This window comes from Lactococcus sp. EKM203L (assembly GCF_011800585.1).
GTDB lineage: Bacteria > Bacillota > Bacilli > Lactobacillales > Streptococcaceae > Lactococcus > Lactococcus lactis.
The window spans coordinates 24,793-50,394 of sequence record NZ_JAALEQ010000004.1; the positions used below are offsets into that span (position 1 = coordinate 24,793).

The window sequence follows — 25,602 nt, forward strand, 5'->3', positions numbered from 1 at the left end:
AGGAATACTTCTATATACGCTAGTCTTATTATTGATGTTTTCAATGTTTCTTCAGTTCTATTTGGAAAGGCAAATAGATGATGCTCGACAATTAAGAAGTGAAAAGGAGCAGTTAACAGCTGAATTAATGGTGTCAGTAGCTTTAAAGACTGATTTAAAATCTCAAGGTCAAATTCATTTTGATTCAGGGGATTTGTCCTACAATTTACTGACAGACTCGTCAGCTAGTTCAAAAATTACTGACCATTCAAGTGATGAAAATACCTATCAATTTAGTATCCATCTAAAAGATGGCACAAACTTTCAAATAAAAAAATAAAAAAATAACGTTAACTGGTTGACATTATTTTTTCTTTGCTATATAATTAACCAGTAAACTAATTATGGAGGACGAAATACGATGAGTATAGCAAATCAAATCGACCAGTTTCTTGGGACAATCATGCAATTTGCAGAAAATAAGCATGAAATATTACTTGGTAAGTGTGAAAGTGATGTGAAACTAACGAGCACACAAGAACATATTTTAATGCTTTTGGCAGAACAAATATCGACAAATGCTAAAATTGCCGAAAAACTAAAGATTTCTCCAGCAGCAGTAACTAAAGCTCTAAAGAAATTACAAGAGCAAGAACTAATTAAATCAGGTCGAGCCACAAATGACGAACGCGTGGTCCTTTGGAGCTTGACAGAAAAAGCGGTTCCGGTTGCTAAGGAGCATGCTACTCATCACGAGAAAACTCTGAGTACTTACCAGGAATTAGGGAACAAATTTACTGACGAAGAACAAGAAGTGATAAGTAAATTCTTATCAGCACTTACGGAGGAATTTCAATGAAAAAGATATTGATGTTACTTGCTATTCCAGCAGTTTTACTCTTGGCAGGTTGTCAAAAATCAGCCAGTAAGCCAGAAGTTGTCACGACTTTTGAGCCAATGTATGAGTTTACGAAGGCAATTGTTGGTGACAAAGTCGATGTCGAAAATATTGTCCCTGCTAATCAGGAAGTTCATGAATTTGAACCAAGTGCAAAGCAAGTTGCGACAATGACAAATGCTGAAGCTATTGTTTACAATTCTAATGACCTTGAAAAATGGGCCAAAAAAGTAAATAATAAAGGGATTAAAATCGAAGCCAGCAAGGATGTTGATAAGATATCTGGTGACCCTCATACTTGGATTAGTCCAAAGCAAGCAATTATTGAAGTTAATACCATTGCCTCTGAGCTTGGGAAAAAATTCCCAGATGATAAAGCAACTTTTGAAAAAAATGCAGCGAGTTATGTCGCTAAATTGAAAAAGCTAGACAGTGAATTTGATACTTTGAAAGATGCTAAACAAAAAACATTTATTACACAACATGAAGCTTTTGCTTATCTAAGTCGTGATTATGGTTTGAAAGAAATTGCGATTGCTGGATTGGATCCAGAAGTAGAACCTTCAGCATCAACGCTAGCTAATTTAAAAGTTGAAATGGAAAAAGCAGGACTAAAAAATGTTTATTTTGAAGGAAATGCTAACAGTAAAATTGCTGAGACTTTAGCAAAATCAGTAGGGGCGAACCTTATTGGTATCAATACTGTTGAAGGATTATCTGACGAGCAGAAAAAAAATGGTGACAATTATCTCACACTGATGCAAGATAATTTGACTGCTTTAAAGAAAACTATCAAGTGAGTTTAAGGAAAAATTAAGATGAAGGATTTATAATGAATTTCTTCCAAAAAATCTTTTCATAAAACTCCTTGAAACTCTCGTTCTCATGAACGGGAGTTTCGTGTTTTTGAAATAAAAATAGATTAGTAAGAAAAACATCGAAATAAGAATTACTATTAGAGATATAAAGAGAAAAAATGAGATATATCAATGTTGAAAACTTGACTTTCTATTATGATAGAGAGCCAGTTTTAGAAAATATCAGCTATCATGTTGATTCCGGTGAATTTGTCACCTTAACAGGTGAGAATGGTGCTGCCAAATCAACTCTTATAAAAACAACTTTGGGAATTTTAAAACCTAAAAAAGGTAAAATAAAAATTTCTCCCAAAAATAACCGAGGAGAAAAATTAAGAATTGCTTATCTTCCTCAGCAAGTTGCAAGTTTTAATGCTGGTTTTCCAAGTTCGGTTCATGAATTTGTTATGAGCGGACGCTATCCGAGACAAGGTTGGTTTAAAAAAATGACAGCTCACGACTCAGAACACGTTAAGGCAGCCCTTGACTCAGTAGGAATGTGGGACTACAGAAATAAGCGTATTGGTGAACTCTCTGGAGGGCAAAAGCAAAGAATTGCTATTGCAAGAATGTTTGCTAGTGATCCTGACTTATTTATTCTTGATGAGCCAACAACAGGAATGGATGATGTATCAAGTAGTGACTTTTATGAATTGATGCACCATGCGGCTCATAAACATGGAAAATCTGTTTTAATGGTCACTCATGATCCGGAAGAAGTGAAAGATTATGCTGACCGAAATATCCATTTATTGAAAGATAAAAATGGGAAATTTGCTTGCTTTGATTTGCATACAGACCGCGATAGAGTAGCTCAAGAAAAGCAACAAGAATTAAAGGAGGAAACTGATGTTTGAATTATTTCAGTATGATTTTATGCGAAACGCTCTTTTAGCAGCAACCGCTATTTCAATATTTTCTCCCTTGCTTGGTGTATTTCTTGTACTACGTAGACAGAGTTTAATGTCAGATACATTATCACATGTTTCATTAGCCGGTGTCGCTTTTGGGGTTCTCTTAAGTTGGAATCCAACGATTACAACTTTAATTACAGTTGTAATTGCGGCTGTTTTTCTAGAGTATTTAAGAACAATTTATCATAACTATATGGAAATTGCGACGGCCATTTTGATGTCAGCAGGACTTGCCATTGCCCTTTTGATTTTGAATTCCTCAAAAGGAGCAACAAGTGTTAGTTTGGAGCAATATTTATTTGGCTCAATTATCACAATTTCCTTATCGCAAGTGATTATGCTTTTTGTTTTAGCAGCTGTCGTTTTACTTGGATTTATTCTCTTTTTACGTCCGCTTTACGTGATGACTTTTGATGAAGATACAGCTTTTGTTGATGGACTTCCTGTTCGATGGATTTCGATTGCATTTAATATTGTCACGGGGGTTGCTATTGCCTTGATGATTCCTGCAGCGGGGGCTTTACTTGTTTCGGCAATTATGGTTTTACCTGCTTCAATTGCGATGCGTCTAGGCAAATCTTTTAAAGCTGTGTTGTTTATCTCGGTTATTGTAAGTTTTATTGGTTTAAATGCTGGCTTGATTGCCTCTTACTATATGGATGCTCCAGCATCTGCTGCAATTACTTTAATTTTCATCGTCCTTTTCTTGGTAACTTCAAGTTTAAAACGATTGATTCGAGCCTAAGAAATAAATAAAAAGAAGTGGTAAAAATCACTTCTTTTTATTTTGTTTTATTTAAAATGTCAAGGAAGCTAGTACTAATTGCTGGAATTTCTAAAATTTTATTTTCAAATGGATGGGGAATAATAATTTTATCAGCATGAAGCATCATTCTTTCCTGTGTTTTTGGGCCATACAAAGCATCACCGATAATAGGGTGCCCCAGAGAAGATAAATGGACGCGTATTTGATGAGTTCTTCCAGTATCTAAGGTACATTTAACAAGAGTTTTGTCAGTAAATTTTTTGATAATCTCAACATGAGTCACTGCTTTTTGACCCTTTGCGGAAAGGATTCGTTTATTTTTATCATGGCGATTCTGACCAATGGCCCGATCAATGGTAAATTGATTTTCTGGGAAATGACCTTTGACTAGTGCCAAGTATTCACGATGAATTTTATTTTCTTCAAACATTTTACCAAGAATAGGGAGAACAAATTGATTTTTTGCAAATAAAACAGCACCAGATGTTGCTTGGTCCAGGCGATGGACAACAAAAACTTCCTGATTGATTGCCGCTGCAACATGATTTTGTAAAGCTAATTCATCAGCCGTATTTCCGTGGGTCTTCATTCCTTCAGGTTTATTAACAACAATCAAATGTTCGTCTTCATAAAGGATGTCAGCTAAATTTGCTGAACCGAATTTTAGAGATAAATTAGAGAAATCCTCATTATCAAAAATAAGAGTGATTTTATCTCCAGCATGGACGAGCTGATTTTCGTTAATAAGCTTGTTATTGACTAAGCAATGTTTTTTCATTCTTAGAAAGTGTCTTTGTTTACGAGGAATGAACCAAGTTTTTTCGAGTAAATCAGAGACAGGCTGTTCTATAAAATTTTCGGGTAAAATGAAGTTATATTCCATATTCACATTATACTATAAGTTTTTATTTGGCCCAAAAATATAAGAAACTGAAAGGGTGACAGCATCGGGATTATCAAGAGAATTACTTTTCAATTAACTCTAGGTTTGTTATAATCAAAGTATCTTCTTAAAAATACGTAATAAAGATAACTCAAAATGTAAAAAATAATAAATATTATGAGTGAATTATAGAAAGAGAAAAAAATGCTAACAAAAAAATTTAAAGAAACATTAAAATATGAAGGTTCAGTTTCCCTCACTTCATGGGGAGCAGAGAAAAGTCCTCATGTTACAGGAACATGGATTTCTTATTTACAGCTTACCAGTGATGAACGAATATTGGCACCAGCAGCAGGGATGCATTATTTAGAAGAAGATATTAAAGTGAATGATACAATTTATCTGATGCTTGGGGTTAGAGAAGTCGAAGGTAAAAATGGCTATCAAGGGATTGGCTTTAGGGTGAGTGCTAAAGCAAAACTTATTTCAAATGGTCCAGAATTTGAAATGATGAAAGAAAAGTATCCATTTTTGCGAGCAGTTCTTGAACTTACTCCGGTGGAAGTAGAACAACTATTATAAAGATAATATTTCATCTTAGAAGGTTTATTTATAAAATTAAATGAGGTTTGAATAATTATAAAATGATTTATTAATCATTTTTTTAATATAATAGTTATTAAGGGGTGAAAAATATGAAATTTTATGATATTGAATTTTTAAAATCGCAAGCTGGACTTAGTGATTATCTTCGATATATCTTTATTTTTGGGAGTCTTGTAGTTCTTGTTATTGTATTTGCTATATATATTAAGCATAGAATTAAAACGAAATATAGAGATCTTAGTATTATTTTATTATTATTTATTATTTTAGAGATTGGTATACAATATTCAAATTATCAAATTAATCAGTCTAAGCATACTCAATCTTCACAGATGGTTGGATTTATTGAAAGAGTCGCTAAAAACGAAAGAACGAATAAAAATAATATTTTTGTTAATTCCACGCAATTAGCTGATGGTGTGATTGTAAAGATAAAAGGTGATTATTATAAAGTTAACCTTAGTGCTGATCAACAGTCATACACCCTTACTAAAAGTTACTTGATTAATCCCGAAAAATAAAAAATTAGGAGTTAAAATGCAATTATACAGCCCAATAATACTAAAATTTGCTTTAGGTATTATTTGTTTAATTATTCAAATAAATTTAATGGGGAAAGGTAATCTTGCCCCCTCATCAGCAATGGATCAAGTTCAAAATTATGTTTTAGGGGGAATTATTGGTGGAGTCATCTATAATGATTCTATTACGGTTTTACAATTTGTCTTGGTTCTAATCATATGGACACTGTTAGTATTAATTTTAAAATTTGCAAAGGAGCACAATCGCTATGTAAAATTAATCGTTGATGGTAAACCATTGACTCTGATTCAAGATGGAAAAGTGAGAGTAAATGAATGTCTCAAAAATGGAATCTCTGCTAATGAATTAATGTTTAAATTACGTTCTAATGGTATCTATGAGATACATAATGTTAAAAGAGCTATTTTAGAACAAAATGGTCAATTGACATTGATTGAATTTGGTGGTGAAAATATTAAATATCCAATTATTGTTGATGGACAAGCTAATTTTGATGTTCTCGAATTAATTGATAAAGATGAAAATTGGCTTGAACAACAAATTAATCTGCAAGGATATAACCAAATTAAGGAAATATATTTAGGAGAATACTTATCAGGTGAACTTAAACTTTACGGATATACAAAATAATATTAGAAAGCGAATACTCTTGTTTTAATTTAGAGTTAGTTAGCTAAATTATAAATAGAATTTTGGTGTTAGAAGTGAAACAATTGAAAAATCTAGAGAAACCTTTATAATAAAACATAAATCCCTTTCGTTTTACAAACTTACATTGTAAGCCAAAGGGATTTTTGGTAAAATAATCAGAACTGAAAAAATGAAATCTAAATACCTTACAAAGATGTAAGGCAAAAAAAGCAGAAAAGTATTAAAATAAGGTATTGCTGTATTCATTTGAGTAAGTAAAGAAATAAAAAGCATCTGAGGAACGATATATGTCTGAAAATAATAATTTCAGTCGGCGTAATAAAAAGGAATCTAAAAAAAATAGTTTAAAAATTCCTAATTTACGCCCTAAAAAACAAAAAAAGCTTGAAGAAGAAATAGAAAAACCGGCTAAAACGAAGTTCGGTAAATTCATGAAACCAATTAAACGGTTCTGGAAACGTTATAATCTGACAAAAATCACAATTATTTTTGTCTTAGTAGCCATTGTTTCGACAGGTTCATATCTTTTTTACTTAGCTAAAACAGCTAATGTTAAAGTACTGCAAAGTTCTATTTCGGCACAAACAGTCATTTATGACAAAGATAATAATGAAGCTGGAAATCTTTATGGTCAAAAAGGAACACCGGTCAAGATTGACCAAATTTCCAAAAATATTACAAATGCTGTTGTGGCAACTGAAGATAGAACTTTCTATAAAAATCATGGTGTCAATTTGAAACGTTTTGCTCTAGCAGCCGTTACTCTTGGGCGTTTTGGTGGTGGTTCAACAATCACTCAGCAATTGGCCAAAAATGCTTATTTGACTCAAGAACAAACGATTGACCGTAAAGCGCGTGAGTTTTTCTTGGCACTTGAAATCAATAAACATTATAGTAAAGATGAGATTCTTGATATGTATCTGAATAATTCTTACTTTGGTAATGGTGTTTGGGGAATTCAGGATGCAGCTTTGAAATACTTTGGTGTTCCAGCAAGTGAAGTAACTGTTGATGAAGCAGCCAGTCTTGCGGGAATGTTAAAAGGGCCAGAAATTTATAATCCTCTTTACGAAAAAGGAAAATATGCGACTGACCGACGTAATACAGTTTTGCAAAATATGGTTAATGCTGGTTATTTGGAGCAGTCACAGGCAGATACTTTTATGAAAGTTGACTTACAAGCTCAATTGCAAGACAATTATCAATCTAAAAGTAGTCAATATAAATATCCAAGCTATTATAATGCTGTAATTTCTGAAGCGGAACGCAAGTATGGTCTGACATTACAAGAAATCATGAATAATGGTTACAAGATATATACGGGCATGGACCAAAATATGCAATCCGGTTTGCAAAAGACTTATTCTGACCCAAGTTTCTTCCCACAAGCATCTGATGGAACTTATGCCCAATCTGCTTCGGTTGCTATTGACCCTAAAACGGGAGCTGTCAATGCTCTTGTCGGAAATGTTAATACAGAAGGTTCAAATAGCTTTACTGATTATAACTATGCCACAATGTCTAAACGTTCTCCTGGTTCAGTTATCAAACCTCTTATTGTTTACGCTCCAGCAATTGAAGCGGGGTGGTCAATTGATAAAACGGTTGATGATTCACCAGCAGATTATAATGGCTGGAAACCAACCGATTTTGATAATCAATGGCGTGGACAAATCCCAATGTATACTGCTTTAGCAAATTCATATAATATTCCAGCTATTAATACATATCAAGCGATTGGACCAAAAGTCGGAAATGCTTTAGGGCGTGAGTTTGGTTTAGATTTAAGTAGTAAAAATGATGTTTTACCGACGGCACTCGGAGCTGGAGTTGAAACGAATCCATGGCAAATTGCTCAGGCTTATCAAGTTTTCGCAAATGGCGGAGTGATGAATGATGCGCATTTGATTACTAAAATTGAAAATGCTGCAGGACAAGTTGTAAAAACAGCAAAGGTAACCAAAAAACGGGTTATTAGTAAAGATACAGCTGACAAAATGACTCAAATGATGCTGGGGACTTATACTAATGGTTCTGCTTGGAAAGCTTCACCTAAGTCTTATACACTTGCTGGTAAGACAGGAACCAATGAAGACCAAGACCAATGGGTAGTAGGTTATACACCGGATGTGGTTATGGCTCTCTGGGTTGGTTATGCGGATGGGAAATATAAACTGACAGGTTCATCAGAAGGACAAACCTCAGTCATTTTCCGTCAAGAAGCTAGTTATATGTTGCCTTATACTAAAGGAACGGCATTTACAGTTGAAAATCCTTATGCGGAAGCAGGTGTTGCCGCACAAGAACCTTATTGGACTCAACAAAGACAATATCAAGATGATATTGTGGACCAAGAACAAGCAGAAGCTCACACGACTGGAAATACACCAGAAAGCTCTAGTTCTAGCTCTTCATCGTCTTCAGATTCTGGTGGTTTGGACCTTGGAAAAGTAGGTAAAGATATTGGAGATGCAGCTAAAAATGCTTGGGATAAAGTTAAAGGGATTTTTGGCAACTAAAACTGAAAAAAGAGGTAGAAATATGGTAGAATTAGAGGTAAAGCGTAGTAGTTTTAAGACAAGAAAATTTTAAAGAATAAAGATAGAAATCGAGAAGAAAAATGAAGCGTTACGTCACAGGTTTTAATGGATTACGGACGATTGGTGTTTTAACAGTTATTCTATATCACCTCTGGCCAAACCATGTTCAGGGTGGTTTTCTTGGTGTTGTTTTATTCTTTGTTCTCTCGGGCTATTTGGTGACGGATTCGCTCCTTCGCGAGTATGAAAAAAATAAGAAGATTAATATTTGGAAGTTTTGGGGAAGAAGATTAAAGCGTCTCTATCCTTTACTAGTTGCAATTTTTCTTCTTGTGACACCTTATATCATCATTTTTCAACCTAATTTGTGGGCGGGATTACGTTCTAATTTCCTTTCTGCTGTATTTTCGGTTCAAAACTGGTGGCAAATTTCGCAAGGAAGTTCATATTTTGCTGATATTGCGGGTGCTTCACCTTTTAAACATATTTATTATTTATCAATCGAGGGGCAATTCTTCATCCTTTGGCCTTTGCTGTTGATTGTTTTGCTAAAATTTGTTAAAAAAAGAGGTAGGATTTTTGTCATTGCTAATGTTTTGGCCTTGATTTCGGCAATTTGGATGGCAATTCTTTTCGTTCCCGGAGCAGACCCAACGCGGGTTTATTATGGAACGGATACGCGTTTCTTTAGCTTGATGATGGGGGCTAGTCTTGCTTTCATTTGGCCTTTGAATAAACTTTCACATAAGGTTAATAAACGAGCGGTTAAAATTGCTTGGCAGTTGACTATTGGATTATCTTTGCTTTTGCTGCTTGCTTATATCTTTATGCCTGCTCAAGGGACATTTACTTATTATGGCGGAATGTGGCTAGCAAGTTTGGCCAGTGTGATAATGGTTGCTTTGGTGGCACATCCAAGTCTTCCGACTAACAAGCTATTTTCAAACCCTGTTTTTGAATATATTGGCTCACGTTCTTACGGAATTTACTTGTGGCAACTTCCTGTTTTTGCTTTCGCTGAAGCTAAGGTACTTGCTCCTACCGCTTGGTATAATTTAATTTGGCAATTGGCGCTCATTCTTATTCTGACGGAACTTTCATATCGTTTGATTGAGCTACCAACGCAGCGCTTTGATTATAGTAATATTTTAGGAATCCTTCAAAATTTTGTTCGAGAAAAAGGTTGGAAACTTAAAAAGAATATTTTACCGATGCTCATTTCAGGGCTTGCTCTAATAAGCTTAGGTTTCATTATTTTTTCACCGCCTTCACCCCATGACCAACGAGTGATTGAAGAAAAAATAATGGCCCAACAGGTTGCACTACAAAAGAAACAACTGGCTGAGGCTAACAACAAAGTACCGATGTCCTTAAAGGCGGTAGCAGAAAAGTATAAGGTTCAACCTGTAGTTGCTGAAAAAGCTTCTCAAATGAATGTTCTAGCCCTTGGAGATTCGGTTATGGTTGCTGCTTCTACAAATCTTCAAGAAGTTTTTCCACATATGTATATTGATGCAGCAGTTGGAAGACAAGCAGAGTCATTGGCGACAGACTTAACGAATGCTAAATCAAAAATGCCTAATCCTGATGCTTACTTAATTGGTCTAGGAACAAATGGAACAATTAAAGAAGATGAAATTGATGCTGCGATGAAAGTGGCAGGTAATAAACCTGTTTATTGGATGAATGTCCACGCAGACCGTGTTTGGGCAAAACCTAATAATAATTTGCTGACGAAAATGGCAAAGAAATATAAAAATTTGAAAATTATTGATTGGAATAAAAAAGCATCTGGTCAAAGTTCATGGTTCTACAGTGATAATATTCATCCTAAAGGAACAGGGGCCGAAAAATACGCCGCTTTAGTAGCTAATAGTCTGACCAATGTGGAAAAATAGTTTGCGCTTCTAAATAATTTTTGATAGAATAAGAGATAATATGTTAAGAAAAGCTGGATTAGCGTGCACCATATGTGGTTCACGAAATTACACCCTCAATCTTTCGTCAGTTGCGAAAGAAAAACGAGTTGAAGTTAAAAAGTTTTGTCGTACTTGTGGCAAACACACATTACACAAAGAAACGCGTTAAATCGTATTTACTTTAATAGGGTTTAAACACGTCGAACTGACATTCTGTCAGTAAACTTTTATAAGAAATGGACTCTGTCAGTAAATTTGTGGCAGTGATAGGAAAAGATTATGTTTAAATTTATTGGTAGCATTATTGAAGAAATGAAATTAACCACTTGGCCAAGCAGAAAACAATCTGTTCGTGATTTTTTTATGGTCATTGAATATACGGCTTTCTTCTTGGTGTTCATCATAATTTTCGATTGGGTAACTCAACATGGAATTACATTTAGTGTTAACCATTTAATCCCATTTCTTAAATAATCTATAAATCTGTCAGTTTTGACAGATTTTTCTTTTCTAATTTTATTAAAAGTCCTTTTAATTCAAGATAAATATGATATAATAATATTATCTGATAAGGGCTTGGCCCTTTTTCTTGTACCCAAATTACTGACAGATTTCTGTCAGCTGGGATTTTAACTGATTAAGTAAAAAAAATAAATACAGAGGTATTTCAAATGGAAGATAATAATTTAGTAAGTTTTGACCAAGGTTGGTTCGTTATTCAAACCTATGCAGGGTATGAACGTAAAGTTAAAGAAGATTTGCTTGAGCGTGCTGAACTTTATAACATGGCTGACAAAATTTTGCGTGTCGAAATTCCAACTGAGACAATTCGTACAGAAGTTAACGGCAAAATGAAAGAAGTTGAAGAAAACTTATTCCCAGGTTATGTTTTGGTTGAAATGAATATGACTGATGAAGCCTGGTTTATTGTCCGTAATACACCAAATGTTACTGGATTCGTTGGTTCACACGGGAATAGATCAAAACCTACACCACTTTTTGAACAAGAAATTCAAGATATTTTGGTTGGCATGGGCAAAGTTGTTCGTGAAATTGACTTTGATGTTTTTGTTGGAAAACGTGTTCGTATTGTTGATGGTGCCTTTTCAGGATTTGAAGCTCCAATCACAGAAATCAATGGCGACAAATTGACTCTGACTGTTGATATGTTTGGTCGTGCAACTCCAGTTGAATTGGACATGCACCAAATTGAAGATATTCAAGCCTAATTAAGTATTATAATAAAAAAAGCCACAAGAATTTGTGGCTTTTTGCGAGTTTACAGAATATTTGTTATAATTATAAAAAATGTGATTGGGGAATAAATATCATGGTAACTTTTTATCAGTCAACACGTGATAAATCAAATAAAAAAACAGCGTCGCAAGCTATTTTGCAAGGTTTGGCAGAAGATGGTGGACTTTTTGTTCCCGTTGACTTCCCAAAAGTTGATTTAGACTTTGAAAAATTAAAAAACGCTTCTTATCAAGAAATTGCTGAACTTGTTTTGAAAGCATTTTTTGATGATTTTTCTGCTGACGAAATTAAATCAATGGTGACAAAAGCATACGGAGAAAAATTCGATAGTCCGGAAATTGCACCGCTTAAAAGACTTGGGAATCACTATATTCTTGAACTTTTTCATGGTGAAACGATTGCTTTTAAAGACATGGCACTCTCTATCTTACCTCATTTAATGACCCAAGCGGCTAAGAAAAATGGTGTGACTAATGAAATTGTTATCTTGACTGCAACTTCTGGAGATACAGGGAAAGCCGCAATGGCCGGTTTTGCTGATGTGCCCCAAACAAAAATTATTGTTTTTTATCCCAAAGGTGGTGTCAGCCATATTCAAGAGCAACAAATGCTGACTCAAAAAGGGGAAAATGTCCATGTTGTTGGAATTGATGGAAACTTTGACCAAGCTCAAACAGCAGTAAAAGAAATGTTTAATAACAAAGTTTTACATGATCAACTTTTGAAAAATAATAAACAATTTTCGTCAGCAAATTCAATGAATATTGGACGTTTGATTCCCCAAGTTGCTTATTATATTTATGCTTACGCACAACTTGTCAAAACTGGTCAAATTACTGACGGAGAAGAAATTAATTTTTCAGTTCCAACAGGAAATTTTGGAAATATCTTAGCGGCTTATTATGCTAAAAAATTGGGCTTGCCCGTTCATCAGCTCATCTGTGCTTCAAATAAAAATAATGTACTGACAGACTTTTTCAAAACAGGACTTTATGATAAAAATCGTGAATTCTATGTAACAAGTTCACCTTCGATGGATATTTTGGTCTCTTCAAATCTTGAACGTTTAATTTTTGAATTAACTGACGAAAATGATAAAGTAACCTCAGATTTACTGACAGCCCTATCAGTAGAAGGGCATTATCAAATTTCTAAAGAAATGATTACTAAACTTCAGGGATTTGTGGCCGACTGGGCATCAGAAGATGAAATTTCAAAAGAAATTCAAGAAACTTTTGAAAATGAAAAATATGTTCTGGACCCTCATACAGCAGTAGCAAATTATGTCTATCATCAAATTCAACCCAAAGAAAAAACAGTTGTGGTCAGCACGGCAAGTCCTTATAAGTTTCCAAAAGTTGTTTTAGAAGGGCTTGAAAATGATAAAACAGAGCTGTCAGTAAATAGAGACGATTTTGCTGCCGTTAAATCACTTGAAAAAATGAGTGGGATTCCATTACCAAAAGCAGTCATCGGACTTGAAGAAGCAGAAGTTCTACATCATACCGTTATTCCAGCCGCTGAAATGCAAAAAGAAGTAGAAAAATATCTTGGCTTAAAATGAAAACAAATAGAGAAATATTAAAATTCGCATTTCCGGCGATTATTGAAAATTTCTTACAAATGCTTGTAGGGGTGAGTGACACAATGATTGTTGCTCACCTTAGTCTTTCTGCCGTAGCAGCTGTTTCTTTGGCTAATAATCTCATCACGGTCTATCAGGCGATTTTTATTGCTTTGGGAACAATTGTTTCAAGTTTATTTGCCAAAGTGCTTATTGCAAAGAAGGTAGAGGAAAATCCGAAAAGATTAATTAATTCTGCTACCAAACTGACTTTTTTAATTGGTCTTGCCTTGGGGATTGTTTCAGTTGTGGGAGCACGACCTATTCTCTATTTACTTGGTGCTCGTCAGCAGGTTTTAGAGCTTTCCATTATTTATCTTAGTTTAGTAGGTGGCTTGATTGTCCTTTTGGCTTTAATGACGACTTTTGGAGCCTTTCTACGGGCTGATGGAAATACAAAGACACCGATGTGGGCAAGTTTTTTTGCCAGTCTTCTAAATTTGATACTGTCAATTGTCTTTATTTTTGTTTTCCATTTAGGAGTGTTGGGAACAGCACTTGGAGCGGTTATTGCTAGATTTATTGGTACGCTTTTCCTCTATTATAAGTTAAAAGATAAGCGACCCGATCTTCAATTTTATAAAGAAAAATTGGACCATCAATTGATTAAATTAAGTTTACCAGCAACTGGAGAGCGTTTGTCAATGCGTTTGGGCGATTTGCTCATCATGATGATTATTGTCAGATTAGGCGAACGTGTATTTGCAGGAAATGCAATTGGTGAAAGCATTACACAATTTAATTATATGCCCGTTTTCGGAATGGCAACCGTTACAGTAATTTTGGTAGCACAAGCAGCAGCTGAAAATAGTATTGAAAATGTTAAAGCTTATATCAAAAAGACCTACTGGTTAGCGACGATTATGATGTTTGTGATTGGTTTGGCCCTTTTACTGACAGCCAATATTCTAAATCAATTTTTCACTACTGACAGAATTGCCATGAATGCAAGTACCACTGTTATTTTGTTTTCATTTTTAGCGACTTTTTTCGTCACAGGAGCAACAACTTATACAGCAGCTTTTCAGGGAATAGGAAACACAAAACTTCCTTTTTATGCCACAACGCTAGGGATGTTTGGTATTCGCTTGCTTTTAGGAGCATTTTTAGCCTTAGGATTAAAATTAGGGCTAGAGGGAGTTTGGTTAGCAGTTTTACTTGATAATCTCTTTAGATTTATTTTTCTCAAAATCAAGTTTAATCGAAGCCTCACAATCAAAATTTAAAATAAAAAAATACTGACAGCTTTTCTGTCAGTAATTTTTTTTATTGTTTTTTCAATAAATCGCGAATTTCTTGGAGAGTTTCCAATTCTTCGTTTTTTTGTTCTTCGACAGTTTCTTCTTTTTTAGGGAAGAGTTTGTTGATGAATTTGATAAGAATGAAAATAACAAAGGCTGTAATGATGAAATTAATGACATCATTTAAGAAAGCACCGTAAGTGAATTTTGTTTTTCCAACAGTTACTGACAAATGAGCAAGAGCAGTACTTTGAACAAACATTCCGATTAACGGATTAATCAAGTTATCAACTAAAGATTTAACTAAAGCAGTAAAAGCTGCCCCGATGATAACCCCAACGGCTAAGTCCAATACGTTCCCACGTAAAATAAAGTTTTTAAATTCCTTTAACATAAATCCTCCTATATAATAGTTTATAAATCCTTCAAACAAATTATACCAAAAAGTTTAAAGATGACAAAGTAAGCTTTCTTGTCATTTCAAGTAAATTCCTTCATTCCCCAAAAAGATTTAGAAAGAATGAAAAAAAGTCTAAAAAGTCCTTGACAAGCCACATCTCCTTTGATAGAATAGACAAGTGCTGTTAAAAACAGTATGTAGCGACGAAACGAGAGGTTGCGACACACCCGAAGGTATTGCCATACCTAACGTGTCGGTTTTCCCGTGGAGCTAGCCTATTGAATACAATAGACGAGAGGAGAAAAAATGGCAACTAAAAAAATTCGCATTCGCTTAAAAGCATACGAACATCGTATCCTTGATGCAGCTGCAGAAAAAATCGTAGAAACTGCTAAACGTACAAACGCAGAAGTAAGTGGTCCAATTCCACTTCCAACTGACCGTAGCGTCTACACTGTTATCCGCGCGACTCACAAATACAAAGACTCACGCGAACAATTCGAAATGCGTACACACAAACGCTTGATCGACATCATCGAACCAACACAAAAAACTGTTGATTCACTTATGAAACTCGATTTGCCAAGTGGTGTAAACATCGAAATTAAACTCTAATTAAGAAAGGTAATTCTCATGTCAAAAGGAATCTTAGGGAAAAAAGTGGGAATGACTCAAATCTTCACAGAAAACGGTGAATTAATTCCTGTTACTGTGATCGAAGCGACTCCTAACACAGTTCTTCAAGTAAAATCTGTTGAAACAGATGGTTACGAAGCAACTCAAGTTGGTTTCGATACACTTCGTGAAGTTTTGACCAACAAACCTGCCAAAGGTCATGCTGCTAAAGCTAATACGACTCCTAAGCGCTTCGTTCGTGAATTCAAAGGACTCGAAGGCGCTGAAGTAGGAGCAGAAATCACTGTTGATACATTTGCAGCCGGAGATGTTGTTGATGTTACCGGAACTTCTAAAGGTAAAGGTTTCCAAGGCCCAATCAAACGTCATGGTCAATCACGTGGTCCTATGGCCCACGGTTCACGTTACCACCGTCGTCCTGGTTCAATGGGTCCTGTTGCAGCTAACAAAGTTCCAAAAGGTAAAAAACTTGCTGGACGTATGGGTAACAAACGCGTTACTGTACAAAACCTTGTTATCGCACAAGTGCTTCCTGAAAAGAACGTTATCCTTGTAAAAGGTAATGTCCCAGGTGCTAAGAAATCATTGATTGTTGTTAAATCAGCAATCAAAGCTAAATAAGAAGGAAAGGAGATAGAAATCTATAATGGCAAAAGTATCATTATTTAAACAAGATGGTTCACAAGCTGGTGAAGTTACACTTAACGACTCAGTATTTGGTATCGAACCAAACGAATCAGTCGTATTCGACGTTGTAATCTCACAACGCGCTAGCCTTCGCCAAGGAACACACGCACACAAAAATCGTTCTGCTGTGTCTGGTGGTGGTAAAAAACCATGGCGTCAAAAAGGTACAGGTCGTGCCCGTCAAGGTTCTACCCGCTCTCCACAATGGCGTGGTGGTGGTACTGTCTTCGGTCCAAACCCACGTAGCTACGCTTACAAACTTCCACAAAAAGTTCGTCAATTGGCGCTTAAATCAGTTTACTCAACAAAAGTTGCTGATGGTAAATTAATCGCTGTTGACACACTTGACTTTACAGCTCCAAAAACTGCTGAATTTGCAAAAGTAATCTCAGCACTTTCAATCGAACGTAAAGTTCTTGTGGTTCTTCCAAACGAAGGTAACGAATTTGCAGAACTCTCTGCACGTAATCTTGCAAACGTGAAAGTTACAACTGCTAATTCAGCATCTGTACTTGACATCGTTTCTGCTGACAAACTCCTTGTGGTTCAATCAGCATTGACACAAATTGAGGAGGTTCTTGCATAATGTCACTTTATGATATCATCCGTAAACCTATCATTACTGAAGCTTCTATGGCTGCAATGGATCAAAAGAAATATACTTTCGAAGTAGATTCACGTGCGCATAAACTTCTCATCAAACAAGCTGTTGAAGCTGTCTTTGGTGTAAAAGTTGCCTCAGTAAATACTATCAGCGTTAAACCAAAATCTAAACGAGTTGGTAAATACACTGGTACTAAATCAGGCTACAAAAAAGCTATCGTTACTTTGACTGAAGATTCTAAAACAATCGAAATCTTCGGCGAAGACGCAGAATAATAGAGGAGGAAAATCGTGGGAATTAAAGTTTACAAACCTACCACAAACGGTCGCCGTAACATGACTGGTAGCGACTTCGCTGAAATCACTACAAGTACTCCTGAAAAGAGCTTGCTTGTAAGCATGAGCAAAACAGCTGGTCGTAATAACACTGGTCGTATCACAGTTCGTCACCACGGTGGTGGTCACAAACGTAAATATCGTGTAATCGACTTCAAACGTACAACTGACAACGTTGTTGCTAAAGTTGCTACAATTGAATACGATCCAAACCGTACTGCAAACATCGCATTGATCGTTTACTCTAACGGTGTTAAATCATACATCTTGGCTCCTAAAGGCCTTGAAGTTGGAATGACAGTTGTATCTGGCCCTGAAGCCGACATCAAAGTTGGTAACGCATTGCCACTTGCTAACATTCCAGTTGGTACATTGATCCACAACATTGAATTGAAACCTGGTAAAGGCGGACAATTGGTTCGTTCAGCTGGTGCTTCAGCTCAAGTACTCGGTTCAGAAGGTAAATATACACTCGTTCGTCTTCAATCAGGCGAAGTTCGTATGATCCTTTCAACTTGCCGTGCTACAATCGGTGTTGTAGGTAATGAACAACAAAGCTTAATCAACCTTGGTAAAGCAGGACGTACACGTCACATGGGTATCCGCCCAACAGTACGTGGTTCTGTAATGAACCCTAACGATCACCCACACGGTGGTGGTGAAGGTCGTCAACCAGTTGGTCGCAAGTCTCCAATGACTCCATGGGGTAAACCAGCTCTTGGTCTCAAGACTCGCAACAAGAAAGCAAAATCAAGCAAACTTATCGTTCGTCGTATCAACGACTAATAAGTCGCTTTATTTTCACAAGAGCCTTCTCGGCGTCTTGTTAAATTTGATAAAACTTATTGTCAAATTTAATGAGATGTCGAAAGTGCATCTATAAATTCCGCCAACTCCGCCTTAGTAGCGGTAGTGGTACAAATATTTAAAGGAGAAACTCGCAAAATGGGTCGTAGTCTTAAAAAAGGACCTTTCGTCGATGAGCATTTGATGAAAAAAGTTGAAGCTCAAGTCAACGCCGAAAGAAAATCTGTGATCAAAACTTGGTCACGCCGTTCTACAATTTTCCCGAACTTTGTAGGACTTACAATTGCTGTTTACGATGGTCGCAAACATGTACCAGTTTACGTTCAAGAAGATATGGTTGGACACAAACTTGGTGAATTCGCACCAACTCGTACTTATCGTGGTCACGCTGCTGACGACAAGAAAACACGTCGCTAATAGGAGGAGAAAAAAATGGCAGAAATTACTTCAGCTAAAGCAACTGCAAAAACAGTTCGCGTTTCACCTCGTAAGACTCGTCTTGTTATCGATCTTATCCGCGGGAAACGTGTTGCAGATGCAATTGCAATCTTGAAATTTACACCGACTAAAGCTGCTGTAGAAGTTGAAAACGTACTTAATAGTGCTATCGCTAATGCAGAAAATAACTTTGGTCTTGAAAAAGCTAACTTGGTAGTAAGCGAAACATTTATTAATGAAGGTCCAACAATGAAACGTTTCCGTCCACGTGCCAAAGGTTCAGCTTCACCAATTAACAAACGCACAGCTCACATCACTGTAGTTGTAGCTGAGAAAGAATAAGGAGGTAAAAACGTGGGTCAAAAAGTACATCCAATAGGAATGCGTGTTGGCGTTATTCGCGATTGGGATGCCAAATGGTATGCTGAAAAAGAATATGCGGATTACCTTCACGAAGACTTGGCAATTCGTCAACTTATCCAAACTAAACTTGCTGATGCTTCAGTATCATTGATTGAAACTGAACGTGCAATTAACAAAGTTATCGTAACTTTGCACACTGCTAAACCAGGTATGGTTATCGGTAAATCAGGAGCTAACGTTGATGCACTCCGTGCAGAACTCAACAAACTTACTGGTAAACAAGTTCACATCAACATCGTTGAAATCAAAAAACCTGATTTGGACGCTCATCTTGTTGGTGAAGGAATTGCTAAACAACTTGAAGCACGTATTGCTTTCCGTCGTGCTCAAAAACAAGCAATCCAACGTGCAATGCGCGCTGGTGCAAAAGGGATCAAAACTCAAGTTTCTGGTCGTTTGAATGGTGCTGATATTGCCCGTGCTGAAGGATATTCAGAAGGTACAGTTCCACTCCACACACTCCGTGCGGACATCGACTACGCTTGGGAAGAAGCAGACACAACTTATGGTAAACTCGGCGTTAAAGTTTGGATCTACCGTGGTGAAGTTCTCCCTACTAAAAAATCTGTGAAAGGAGAAAAATAATCCATGTTAGTACCAAAACGTGTAAAACACCGTCGTGAATTCCGCGGTAAAATGCGTGGTTATGCTAAAGGTGGCGATACTATTTCTTTCGGTGAATATGGTCTTCAAGCGACTACATCTCACTGGATTACTAACCGCCAAATCGAAGCAGCTCGTATTGCTATGACTCGTTACATGAAACGTAACGGTCAAGTTTGGATTAAAATTTTCCCTCACAAATCATACACAGCCAAAGCTATTGGTGTGCGTATGGGTTCAGGGAAAGGTGCTCCTGAAGGTTGGGTTGCTCCAGTTAAACGTGGCGTTGTCATGTTTGAATTGGGCGGCGTTGATGAAGCGACTGCACGCGAAGCGTTGCGTCTTGCTTCACACAAACTTCCTGTTAAAACTAAATTTGTGAAACGAGGTGAAGCGTAATGAAATTGAGCGAAACTAAATCACTTCTTAAAGATTTGCGCGCTTTGTCAGTTGAAGAATTGACAACTCGTGAAGCTGAATTGAAGAAAGAATTGTTTGATCTTCGTTTCCAAGCTGCTGCTGGTCGTCTCGAAAACACAGCTAAGCTTGATGAAGTCAAGAAAACTATTGCACGTGTAAAAACTGTGCAAGCTGAATTGAACAAATAATAGGTCAGGAGAAACTATAAATGGAACGCAAACAACGTAAAGTTTATCAAGGCCGCGTGGTTTCAGACAAAATGGATAAAACTATCACAGTTGTCGTAGAAACTAAGCGTAACCACCCTGTCTATGGTAAACGCATTAACTATTCTAAAAAATATAAAGCTCACGACGAAAACAACTCTGCAAAAACTGGCGACATCGTTCGTATCATGGAAACTCGTCCTTTGTCTAAAGACAAACATTTCCGTCTTGTAGAAATCGTTGAAGAAGCAGTTATTATCTAAGCAAAACTAGGAGGAATATAGCATGATTCAAACAGAATCTCGTTTGAAAGTTGCAGATAACTCAGGTGCTAAAGAACTTTTGACTATCCGTGTTCTCGGTGGTTCATCACGTAAGTTCGCTGGTATCGGTGATATCGTTGTAGCTACAGTTAAATCAGCTGCCCCTGGTGGAGCAGTTAAAAAAGGTGAAGTTGTGAAAGCAGTCATCGTTCGTACTAAATCTGGTGCGAAACGTCCTGACGGTTCATACATCAAATTTGATGAAAATGCAGCAGTGCTCATCCGTGACGATAAAACTCCTCGCGGAACACGTATCTTTGGCCCAGTTGCCCGCGAACTCCGCGAAGGTGGCTACATGAAGATCGTTTCACTTGCTCCAGAAGTACTCTAATCAAGCATTATAGAGATATGGTTTTGTCGGAAAAATTTTTTGACAGAATCATATTTTACTGTTATTATTAACAGAATAGTCCCCTAGTAACAAAATATTAGGGTGCCCATCGGGCGTAAGAAAGGAATTAAACATGTTTGTAAAAACTGGTGATACAGTTAAAGTTATCGCAGGTAAAGACCGCGGTACTACTGGTAAAGTAATCAAAGCTTTGCCAAAAGTAAATAAAGTTGTCGTTGAAGGTGTTGCTATCATGAAGAAACACCAAAAACCAAACTCAGAAAACCCAAGTGGTGCTATTCTTGAAATCGAAGCTCCTATCCACGTTTCTAACGTACAAGTGCTCGACAAAAATGGTGTTGCTGGTCGTGTAGGTTACAAAGTTGTTGACGATAAAAAAGTTCGTTTCAACAAAAAATCTGGCGAAATTTTAGACTAAGGCGGAAAGGAGAAATAATATGACTAATCGTTTGAAAGAAAAATATACTAACGAAGTAGTACCAGCGTTGACTGAACAATTCAACTACACTTCAATCATGGCTGTACCAAAAGTTGATAAAATCGTTATCAACATGGGTGTTGGAGATGCTGTAAACAACTCTAAAAACCTTGATAAAGCTGTTGCTGAATTGGCTTTGATCTCTGGTCAAAAACCATTGATTACTAAAGCTAAAAAATCAGTTGCTGCTTTCCGTCTTCGTGAAGGTATGCCAATCGGTGCGAAAGTAACTCTTCGTGGCGAACGTATGTTCGAATTCTTGGACAAATTGGTTACTGTTTCACTCCCACGTGTACGTGACTTCCACGGTGTTTCAAACAAAGCGTTTGACGGTCGCGGTAACTACACACTTGGTGTGAAAGAACAATTGATTTTCCCAGAAATCAACTATGATGATGTTGATAAAGTTCGTGGTATGGATATTGTTATCGTAACAACTGCTAACACTGACGAAGAATCACGTGAATTGCTTGCTAAACTCGGCATGCCGTTCGCTAAATAAGATAGGGAGAATACATAAATGGCTAAGAAATCTATGGTTGTTAAAAACCAACGCCCTGCAAAATTCTCAACACAAGCTTATACTCGTTGCGAACGTTGCGGACGTCCACATTCAGTTTACCGCAAATTTAAACTTTGCCGTATCTGTCTTCGCGAATTGGCTTACAAAGGTCAATTGCCAGGCGTTAAAAAAGCTTCATGGTAATTTGTTAATTATCGTGTAACGAATAAAAATTACTGACAGAATTTCTGTCAGTAATTTTTTTAGGAGCTTTAGCGACTTTAACAGCTTGCGGTAGCGGAAGTAAAGAAAGTGAAAAAGCTGAGCATACTAGTTTGTCACAAAGTATAAAAAATAAGGAAAGTCTCCCAAGCAGTAGTTCACAATCTTCAAGTATAAGTACGAGTTCAAGTCCAAGTTCAAGTTCGGACATAAGTCCAAGTTCAACTAGTCAGTATGAGGCTGCTAATAGTTCACAAATTCTTGCAGGTGACTATTCTTCTTTAAACGGAACATGGCAAACTACTGACGGAGGTGGTAAAGCTGTTCTGAAAAATGGTACCATCATTTTTAGTTCAGAATATCAAAGAGTTATATCTGGACCACAATCAAAGAATGGGATTATTATGGCCGGTGCTGTGAATCTTGGGAAATACATGGGGTTCATGTTTGCTGCGGCTAACAGCTCGCCAACTTTTGCAAACTCTTCACAAACGGATAAAACAGATAGGACAAAAGATAGATTTGCAATAACTTCAAATGATGAGGGTATGGAAATATTTGATACTAACCCAACGTCATTTTTTTACAAGATAAGTAATGATACAACAAGTCCGAATTCGTAAGCCAGGATGAAAGTTGCTGACAGAAATTCTGTCAGTATTTTTTTATAGAAAAACCATGACACACCCGAAAACATTGTAAAGAAAAGTGTTGACATGGTGCGGAACTTCTGCTATACTAATTAAGTTCGGTCTTTTTATGAAAAGACCTCATTAATTTGAAAGTGGGATTTGAACAAGCCCAAACTACAAATAAGGAGAAATTACACTATGGTAATGACTGACCCAATCGCAGATTTCTTGACTCGTATTCGTAATGGTAACATGCGTAAATTCGATGTTGTTGAAGCACCTGCATCAAAAATCAAACGTCAAATCGCTGAAATCCTCAAAGCTGAAGGTTACGTGAAAGACGTTGAATACGTTGAAGATAACAAACAAGGCGTAATCCGCGTTTTCCTTAAATACGGTAAAAACGGTGAAAAAGTTATCACTAACTTGAAACGTATTTCAAAACCAGGTCTTCGTGTTTACGTGAAATCTGATGATGTTCCTAAAGTTCTTAACGGACTTGGTACAGCAATCATCTCAACATCTACTGGTGTAGTAACTGATAAAGTTGCTCGTGAAACAAATGTTGGTGGTGAAGTAATTGCCTACATCTGGTAATTAGTTCGGAGAGACTTCATTAATGGAGTTGATCTAAATGTTTAATATCGACTTTTGATGATATTAAACTGACGAGCGAATTTTTCGTAAGTCAAAATTACTGACAGAAATATTTTTATGCCTGTCAGTAAAATAAAAGTTCTTTTAAATCAAATTTTGATTTAAAACCCGTGAAAACAGATTGAATTAAATCTGATAATTTAACAGGAGAAAAAAATGTCACGTATTGGTAACAAAGTCATCGTTATCCCTGCAGGCGTATCTGTAGAAGTAAACGGTGCAACTGTCACTGTCAAAGGACCTAAAGGTGAACTCGTTCGTTCATTCAACGAAAATATCACACTTGATATCGCTGAAAACGAAATCACTGTAAAACGTCCAAACGACACTAAAGAAATGAAAATGCTCCACGGAACTACTCGTGCCCTTCTTGCTAACATGGTAGAAGGTGTTTCAACTGGTTTCTCTAAAGCACTTGAAATGATCGGGGTTGGGTACCGTGCACAATTACAAGGAACTAAACTTGTATTGTCAGTTGGTAAATCTCACCAAGACGAAGTTGAAGCACCAGAAAACATCAAATTTGTTGTTGCAACTCCAACTTCTATCGTTGTTGAAGGTATCAGCAAAGAAGCCGTTGGTCAAACAGCAGCTTACATCCGTAGCCGTCGTTCTCCAGAACCTTATAAAGGTAAAGGGATCCGTTACGTTGGTGAATACGTTCGTCGTAAAGAAGGTAAGACTGGTAAATAATTTTTGTCAAAATAATGTTCACTTGAACATTTATTTAGCAAAAAATGTTATCCGTAATTGGTGGTTTGACTTGTCAAATTGCCAGTATTTTGTCAATGCTAACTTTGTTAGACAGACAAAAACTCCCCGCTTGCTGACAGTATTACTAGAATGCTGTCAGCAAGAAAATCGATGGCAAAAACTATCGAAATTTAAAATTATATAGAGGTAGAATTGTGATTTCTAAACCAGATAAAAACAAACTCCGCCAAAAACGTCACACACGTGTACGCGGTAAAATTTCAGGAACATCTGAAACTCCACGTTTGAACGTTTTCCGTTCAAACACAAACATTTATGCACAAGTCATTGATGACGTAACTGGTACAACACTTGCATCAGCTTCATCACTTAAATTGACTGGTACTAAAACTGAACAAGCCGCAGAAGTTGGTAAACTCGTTGCTGAAGCTGCAAAAGCTAAAGGCGTTGAAGAAGTTGTCTTCGACCGCGGTGGTTACCTCTATCACGGACGTGTTGCAGCACTCGCTACAGCAGCTCGTGAAGCTGGATTGAAATTCTAAGGAAAGGGGTAATTAAACATGGCAGAAAACAGAAGAAATGATCGCGAACAAAGCGAATTTGAAGAACGCGTAGTTTCAATTAACCGCGTTACTAAAGTTGTTAAAGGTGGACGTCGTCTTCGCTTTGCAGCACTTGTTGTTGTTGGTGACCGTAACGGTCGCGTAGGTTTCGGTACTGGTAAAGCTCAAGAAGTTCCTGAAGCTATCCGTAAAGCAATCGAAGCAGCTAAGAAAAACCTTATTACAGTTCCTATGGTAGGTACTACACTTCCTCACGAAGCACTTGGTGTCTTCGGTGGTGGTAAAATCCTCCTTAAACCAGCTGTAGAAGGTGCTGGAGTTGCCGCAGGTGGTGCCGTTCGTGCCGTCCTCGAACTCGCTGGTGTTGCTGACGTAACATCAAAATCACTTGGTTCAAACACACCAATCAACGTTGTTCGTGCAACTGTTGATGGATTGAATCAATTGAAACGTGCTGAAGAAGTTGCTGCATTACGCGGTAAATCTGTATCAGATTTCGCCTAAGGAGGAAAAAATGGCTCAAATTAAAATTACATTGGTAAACTCACCAATCGGCCGTATCCCTGCTCAACGCAAAACTGTTAAAGCACTCGGTCTTGGTAAACTCAACAGCTCAGTAGTAAAAGAAGGTTCACCTGCTATTCTTGGTATGGTAAACTCTATTTCTCACTTGGTAAAAGTTGAAGAAGCATAATTAATATTAAAAAAAACAATTCTGTCTTTACTGACAGGATTTTTTTTTACTGACAGAAATCTAGAGTACTTTAAAAAAGATTATTTGCTATTTTTTAAAATAATAAAATATATTTGCAAACGACGAAATGGCTTGTAATTCCAATCGAAAAATAGTAAAATAATAGAAGTCTGATATCAGGCAAATAAATATATTAACGTATCGGCGAGTTTATTTTTCACGTTCCTT

General features: G+C 36.6%; 38 protein-coding genes. 36 read left to right on the plus strand and 2 right to left on the minus strand.

From position 1 onward, the window contains the following. Positions 1–43 precede the first annotated feature (43 nt). From HFD15_RS08345 to HFD15_RS08365, 5 genes are all read left to right on the plus strand, one after another. Positions 44–319 (plus strand): hypothetical protein, encoded by a 276-nt coding sequence (locus tag HFD15_RS08345; protein WP_255457174.1) that lies wholly within the window; start codon positions 44–46, stop codon positions 317–319. Positions 320–400: 81 nt separating this feature from the next. After that, a complete protein-coding gene (locus HFD15_RS08350; RefSeq protein WP_003129992.1) occupies positions 401–838 on the plus strand; it encodes a zinc-dependent MarR family transcriptional regulator in 438 nt (145 codons plus the stop codon). Beyond that, on the plus strand, positions 835–1,677 hold the full coding sequence (locus HFD15_RS08355) for a metal ABC transporter substrate-binding protein (RefSeq protein WP_015427160.1): 843 nt from the start codon (positions 835–837) through the stop codon (positions 1,675–1,677). The genes HFD15_RS08350 and HFD15_RS08355 overlap by 4 nt, the downstream gene beginning before the upstream one ends. A 176-nt stretch (positions 1,678–1,853) precedes the next feature. Next, entirely contained in the window at positions 1,854–2,591 is a 738-nt protein-coding gene (locus tag HFD15_RS08360) for a metal ABC transporter ATP-binding protein (protein ID WP_012898617.1), read from the plus strand. After that, positions 2,584–3,393 carry a metal ABC transporter permease gene (locus HFD15_RS08365; protein ID WP_014570791.1) on the plus strand — a complete coding sequence of 270 codons (810 nt, stop codon included), beginning with the start codon at positions 2,584–2,586 and terminating at the stop codon, positions 3,391–3,393. The genes HFD15_RS08360 and HFD15_RS08365 overlap by 8 nt, the downstream gene beginning before the upstream one ends. 37 nt (positions 3,394–3,430) lie before the next feature. Here HFD15_RS08365 and HFD15_RS08370 read toward each other — a convergent pair whose 3' ends face one another. Continuing rightward, positions 3,431–4,297, minus strand: a complete 867-nt coding sequence (locus HFD15_RS08370) for an RluA family pseudouridine synthase (protein WP_025017140.1) — start codon at positions 4,295–4,297, stop codon at positions 3,431–3,433. Between the two features lie 204 nt (positions 4,298–4,501). Between HFD15_RS08370 and HFD15_RS08375 the strand changes: the two genes are divergently transcribed. The 10 genes from HFD15_RS08375 (at position 4,502) to HFD15_RS08420 (ending at position 14,663) form a co-directional block, all read left to right on the plus strand. After that, entirely contained in the window at positions 4,502–4,879 is a 378-nt protein-coding gene (locus HFD15_RS08375) for a pyridoxamine 5'-phosphate oxidase family protein (RefSeq protein ID WP_003129983.1), read from the plus strand. A 113-nt stretch (positions 4,880–4,992) separates the two neighbouring features. Next, positions 4,993–5,424: a DUF3290 domain-containing protein gene (locus HFD15_RS08380; protein WP_010906308.1), complete on the plus strand. Its 432-nt coding sequence runs from the start codon at positions 4,993–4,995 to the stop codon at positions 5,422–5,424. A gap of 16 nt (positions 5,425–5,440) precedes the next feature. Beyond that, the gene (locus HFD15_RS08385) at positions 5,441–6,076 is read left to right on the plus strand and encodes a DUF421 domain-containing protein (RefSeq protein WP_058207954.1); all 636 of its coding nucleotides are present in this window, start codon (positions 5,441–5,443) and stop codon (positions 6,074–6,076) included. A 308-nt stretch (positions 6,077–6,384) separates the two neighbouring features. After that, positions 6,385–8,616 carry a PBP1A family penicillin-binding protein gene (locus HFD15_RS08390; RefSeq protein ID WP_003129980.1) on the plus strand — a complete coding sequence of 744 codons (2,232 nt, stop codon included), beginning with the start codon at positions 6,385–6,387 and terminating at the stop codon, positions 8,614–8,616. A 101-nt stretch (positions 8,617–8,717) separates the two neighbouring features. After that, a complete protein-coding gene (locus tag HFD15_RS08395) occupies positions 8,718–10,535 on the plus strand; it encodes an acyltransferase family protein (protein WP_039116455.1) in 1,818 nt (605 codons plus the stop codon). 40 nt (positions 10,536–10,575) lie between these two features. Then, positions 10,576–10,725, plus strand: a complete 150-nt coding sequence (rpmG, locus tag HFD15_RS08400; protein ID WP_010906305.1) for a 50S ribosomal protein L33 — start codon at positions 10,576–10,578, stop codon at positions 10,723–10,725. Positions 10,726–10,835: 110 nt separating this feature from the next. Further along, positions 10,836–11,030 carry a preprotein translocase subunit SecE gene (gene secE, locus HFD15_RS08405; RefSeq protein WP_003129978.1) on the plus strand — a complete coding sequence of 65 codons (195 nt, stop codon included), beginning with the start codon at positions 10,836–10,838 and terminating at the stop codon, positions 11,028–11,030. A 197-nt stretch (positions 11,031–11,227) separates the two neighbouring features. Beyond that, on the plus strand, positions 11,228–11,785 hold the full coding sequence (nusG, locus tag HFD15_RS08410; protein ID WP_003129977.1) for a transcription termination/antitermination protein NusG: 558 nt from the start codon (positions 11,228–11,230) through the stop codon (positions 11,783–11,785). Between the two features lie 101 nt (positions 11,786–11,886). Then, the gene (gene thrC, locus HFD15_RS08415; protein ID WP_058207953.1) at positions 11,887–13,377 is read left to right on the plus strand and encodes a threonine synthase; all 1,491 of its coding nucleotides are present in this window, start codon (positions 11,887–11,889) and stop codon (positions 13,375–13,377) included. Next, positions 13,374–14,663: an MATE family efflux transporter gene (locus HFD15_RS08420; protein ID WP_033900722.1), complete on the plus strand. Its 1,290-nt coding sequence runs from the start codon at positions 13,374–13,376 to the stop codon at positions 14,661–14,663. The genes thrC and HFD15_RS08420 overlap by 4 nt, the downstream gene beginning before the upstream one ends. Before the next feature lie 40 nt (positions 14,664–14,703). Here HFD15_RS08420 and mscL read toward each other — a convergent pair whose 3' ends face one another. Further along, positions 14,704–15,072: a large-conductance mechanosensitive channel protein MscL gene (gene mscL, locus HFD15_RS08425; RefSeq protein ID WP_010906303.1), complete on the minus strand. Its 369-nt coding sequence runs from the start codon at positions 15,070–15,072 to the stop codon at positions 14,704–14,706. A gap of 312 nt (positions 15,073–15,384) precedes the next feature. Between mscL and rpsJ the strand changes: the two genes are divergently transcribed. From rpsJ to rpmD, 21 genes are all read left to right on the plus strand, one after another. After that, the gene (gene rpsJ, locus HFD15_RS08430) at positions 15,385–15,693 is read left to right on the plus strand and encodes a 30S ribosomal protein S10 (protein WP_003129973.1); all 309 of its coding nucleotides are present in this window, start codon (positions 15,385–15,387) and stop codon (positions 15,691–15,693) included. 18 nt (positions 15,694–15,711) lie between these two features. Continuing rightward, the gene (gene rplC, locus HFD15_RS08435; protein WP_003129970.1) at positions 15,712–16,335 is read left to right on the plus strand and encodes a 50S ribosomal protein L3; all 624 of its coding nucleotides are present in this window, start codon (positions 15,712–15,714) and stop codon (positions 16,333–16,335) included. A 25-nt stretch (positions 16,336–16,360) separates the two neighbouring features. Then, the gene (rplD, locus tag HFD15_RS08440; protein ID WP_003129968.1) at positions 16,361–16,987 is read left to right on the plus strand and encodes a 50S ribosomal protein L4; all 627 of its coding nucleotides are present in this window, start codon (positions 16,361–16,363) and stop codon (positions 16,985–16,987) included. Next, positions 16,987–17,280 (plus strand): 50S ribosomal protein L23, encoded by a 294-nt coding sequence (locus HFD15_RS08445; protein WP_003129966.1) that lies wholly within the window; start codon positions 16,987–16,989, stop codon positions 17,278–17,280. The genes rplD and HFD15_RS08445 overlap by 1 nt, the downstream gene beginning before the upstream one ends. 15 nt (positions 17,281–17,295) lie before the next feature. Beyond that, positions 17,296–18,126: a 50S ribosomal protein L2 gene (rplB, locus tag HFD15_RS08450; protein WP_003129965.1), complete on the plus strand. Its 831-nt coding sequence runs from the start codon at positions 17,296–17,298 to the stop codon at positions 18,124–18,126. A gap of 159 nt (positions 18,127–18,285) precedes the next feature. Beyond that, positions 18,286–18,564, plus strand: a complete 279-nt coding sequence (gene rpsS, locus HFD15_RS08455) for a 30S ribosomal protein S19 (RefSeq protein WP_003129963.1) — start codon at positions 18,286–18,288, stop codon at positions 18,562–18,564. A 15-nt stretch (positions 18,565–18,579) separates the two neighbouring features. Continuing rightward, positions 18,580–18,927 carry a 50S ribosomal protein L22 gene (gene rplV, locus HFD15_RS08460; RefSeq protein ID WP_010906302.1) on the plus strand — a complete coding sequence of 116 codons (348 nt, stop codon included), beginning with the start codon at positions 18,580–18,582 and terminating at the stop codon, positions 18,925–18,927. A 12-nt stretch (positions 18,928–18,939) separates the two neighbouring features. Further along, complete coding sequence (gene rpsC / locus HFD15_RS08465) at positions 18,940–19,593, plus strand: 30S ribosomal protein S3 (protein WP_003129960.1); 654 nt, start codon at positions 18,940–18,942, stop codon at positions 19,591–19,593. A 3-nt stretch (positions 19,594–19,596) separates the two neighbouring features. Then, on the plus strand, positions 19,597–20,010 hold the full coding sequence (gene rplP / locus HFD15_RS08470; RefSeq protein ID WP_003129958.1) for a 50S ribosomal protein L16: 414 nt from the start codon (positions 19,597–19,599) through the stop codon (positions 20,008–20,010). Next, the gene (rpmC, locus tag HFD15_RS08475; protein ID WP_003129957.1) at positions 20,010–20,219 is read left to right on the plus strand and encodes a 50S ribosomal protein L29; all 210 of its coding nucleotides are present in this window, start codon (positions 20,010–20,012) and stop codon (positions 20,217–20,219) included. The genes rplP and rpmC overlap by 1 nt, the downstream gene beginning before the upstream one ends. Positions 20,220–20,239: 20 nt before the next feature. After that, entirely contained in the window at positions 20,240–20,500 is a 261-nt protein-coding gene (gene rpsQ / locus HFD15_RS08480) for a 30S ribosomal protein S17 (protein ID WP_003129955.1), read from the plus strand. 22 nt (positions 20,501–20,522) lie between these two features. Further along, positions 20,523–20,891 carry a 50S ribosomal protein L14 gene (rplN, locus tag HFD15_RS08485; protein WP_003129953.1) on the plus strand — a complete coding sequence of 123 codons (369 nt, stop codon included), beginning with the start codon at positions 20,523–20,525 and terminating at the stop codon, positions 20,889–20,891. Positions 20,892–21,024: 133 nt separating this feature from the next. Then, on the plus strand, positions 21,025–21,330 hold the full coding sequence (gene rplX, locus HFD15_RS08490; protein ID WP_003129951.1) for a 50S ribosomal protein L24: 306 nt from the start codon (positions 21,025–21,027) through the stop codon (positions 21,328–21,330). A gap of 19 nt (positions 21,331–21,349) precedes the next feature. Next, the gene (gene rplE, locus HFD15_RS08495) at positions 21,350–21,892 is read left to right on the plus strand and encodes a 50S ribosomal protein L5 (protein ID WP_003129948.1); all 543 of its coding nucleotides are present in this window, start codon (positions 21,350–21,352) and stop codon (positions 21,890–21,892) included. An 18-nt stretch (positions 21,893–21,910) separates the two neighbouring features. Then, a complete protein-coding gene (locus tag HFD15_RS08500) occupies positions 21,911–22,096 on the plus strand; it encodes a type Z 30S ribosomal protein S14 (RefSeq protein ID WP_003129946.1) in 186 nt (61 codons plus the stop codon). A gap of 131 nt (positions 22,097–22,227) precedes the next feature. Continuing rightward, entirely contained in the window at positions 22,228–22,737 is a 510-nt protein-coding gene (locus tag HFD15_RS08505; RefSeq protein ID WP_235586204.1) for a DUF6287 domain-containing protein, read from the plus strand. 207 nt (positions 22,738–22,944) lie between these two features. Beyond that, entirely contained in the window at positions 22,945–23,343 is a 399-nt protein-coding gene (gene rpsH / locus HFD15_RS08510) for a 30S ribosomal protein S8 (RefSeq protein WP_003129932.1), read from the plus strand. A 216-nt stretch (positions 23,344–23,559) separates the two neighbouring features. Continuing rightward, positions 23,560–24,096, plus strand: coding sequence for a 50S ribosomal protein L6 (rplF, locus tag HFD15_RS08515; RefSeq protein WP_003129925.1), 537 nt, complete (start codon positions 23,560–23,562; stop codon positions 24,094–24,096). 215 nt (positions 24,097–24,311) lie between these two features. Next, a complete protein-coding gene (gene rplR / locus HFD15_RS08520; RefSeq protein ID WP_003129924.1) occupies positions 24,312–24,659 on the plus strand; it encodes a 50S ribosomal protein L18 in 348 nt (115 codons plus the stop codon). An 18-nt stretch (positions 24,660–24,677) separates the two neighbouring features. Beyond that, complete coding sequence (gene rpsE / locus HFD15_RS08525; protein ID WP_003129922.1) at positions 24,678–25,184, plus strand: 30S ribosomal protein S5; 507 nt, start codon at positions 24,678–24,680, stop codon at positions 25,182–25,184. A gap of 10 nt (positions 25,185–25,194) precedes the next feature. Continuing rightward, positions 25,195–25,374 (plus strand): 50S ribosomal protein L30, encoded by a 180-nt coding sequence (rpmD, locus tag HFD15_RS08530; RefSeq protein WP_003129921.1) that lies wholly within the window; start codon positions 25,195–25,197, stop codon positions 25,372–25,374. Positions 25,375–25,602: the final 228 nt, after the last annotated feature.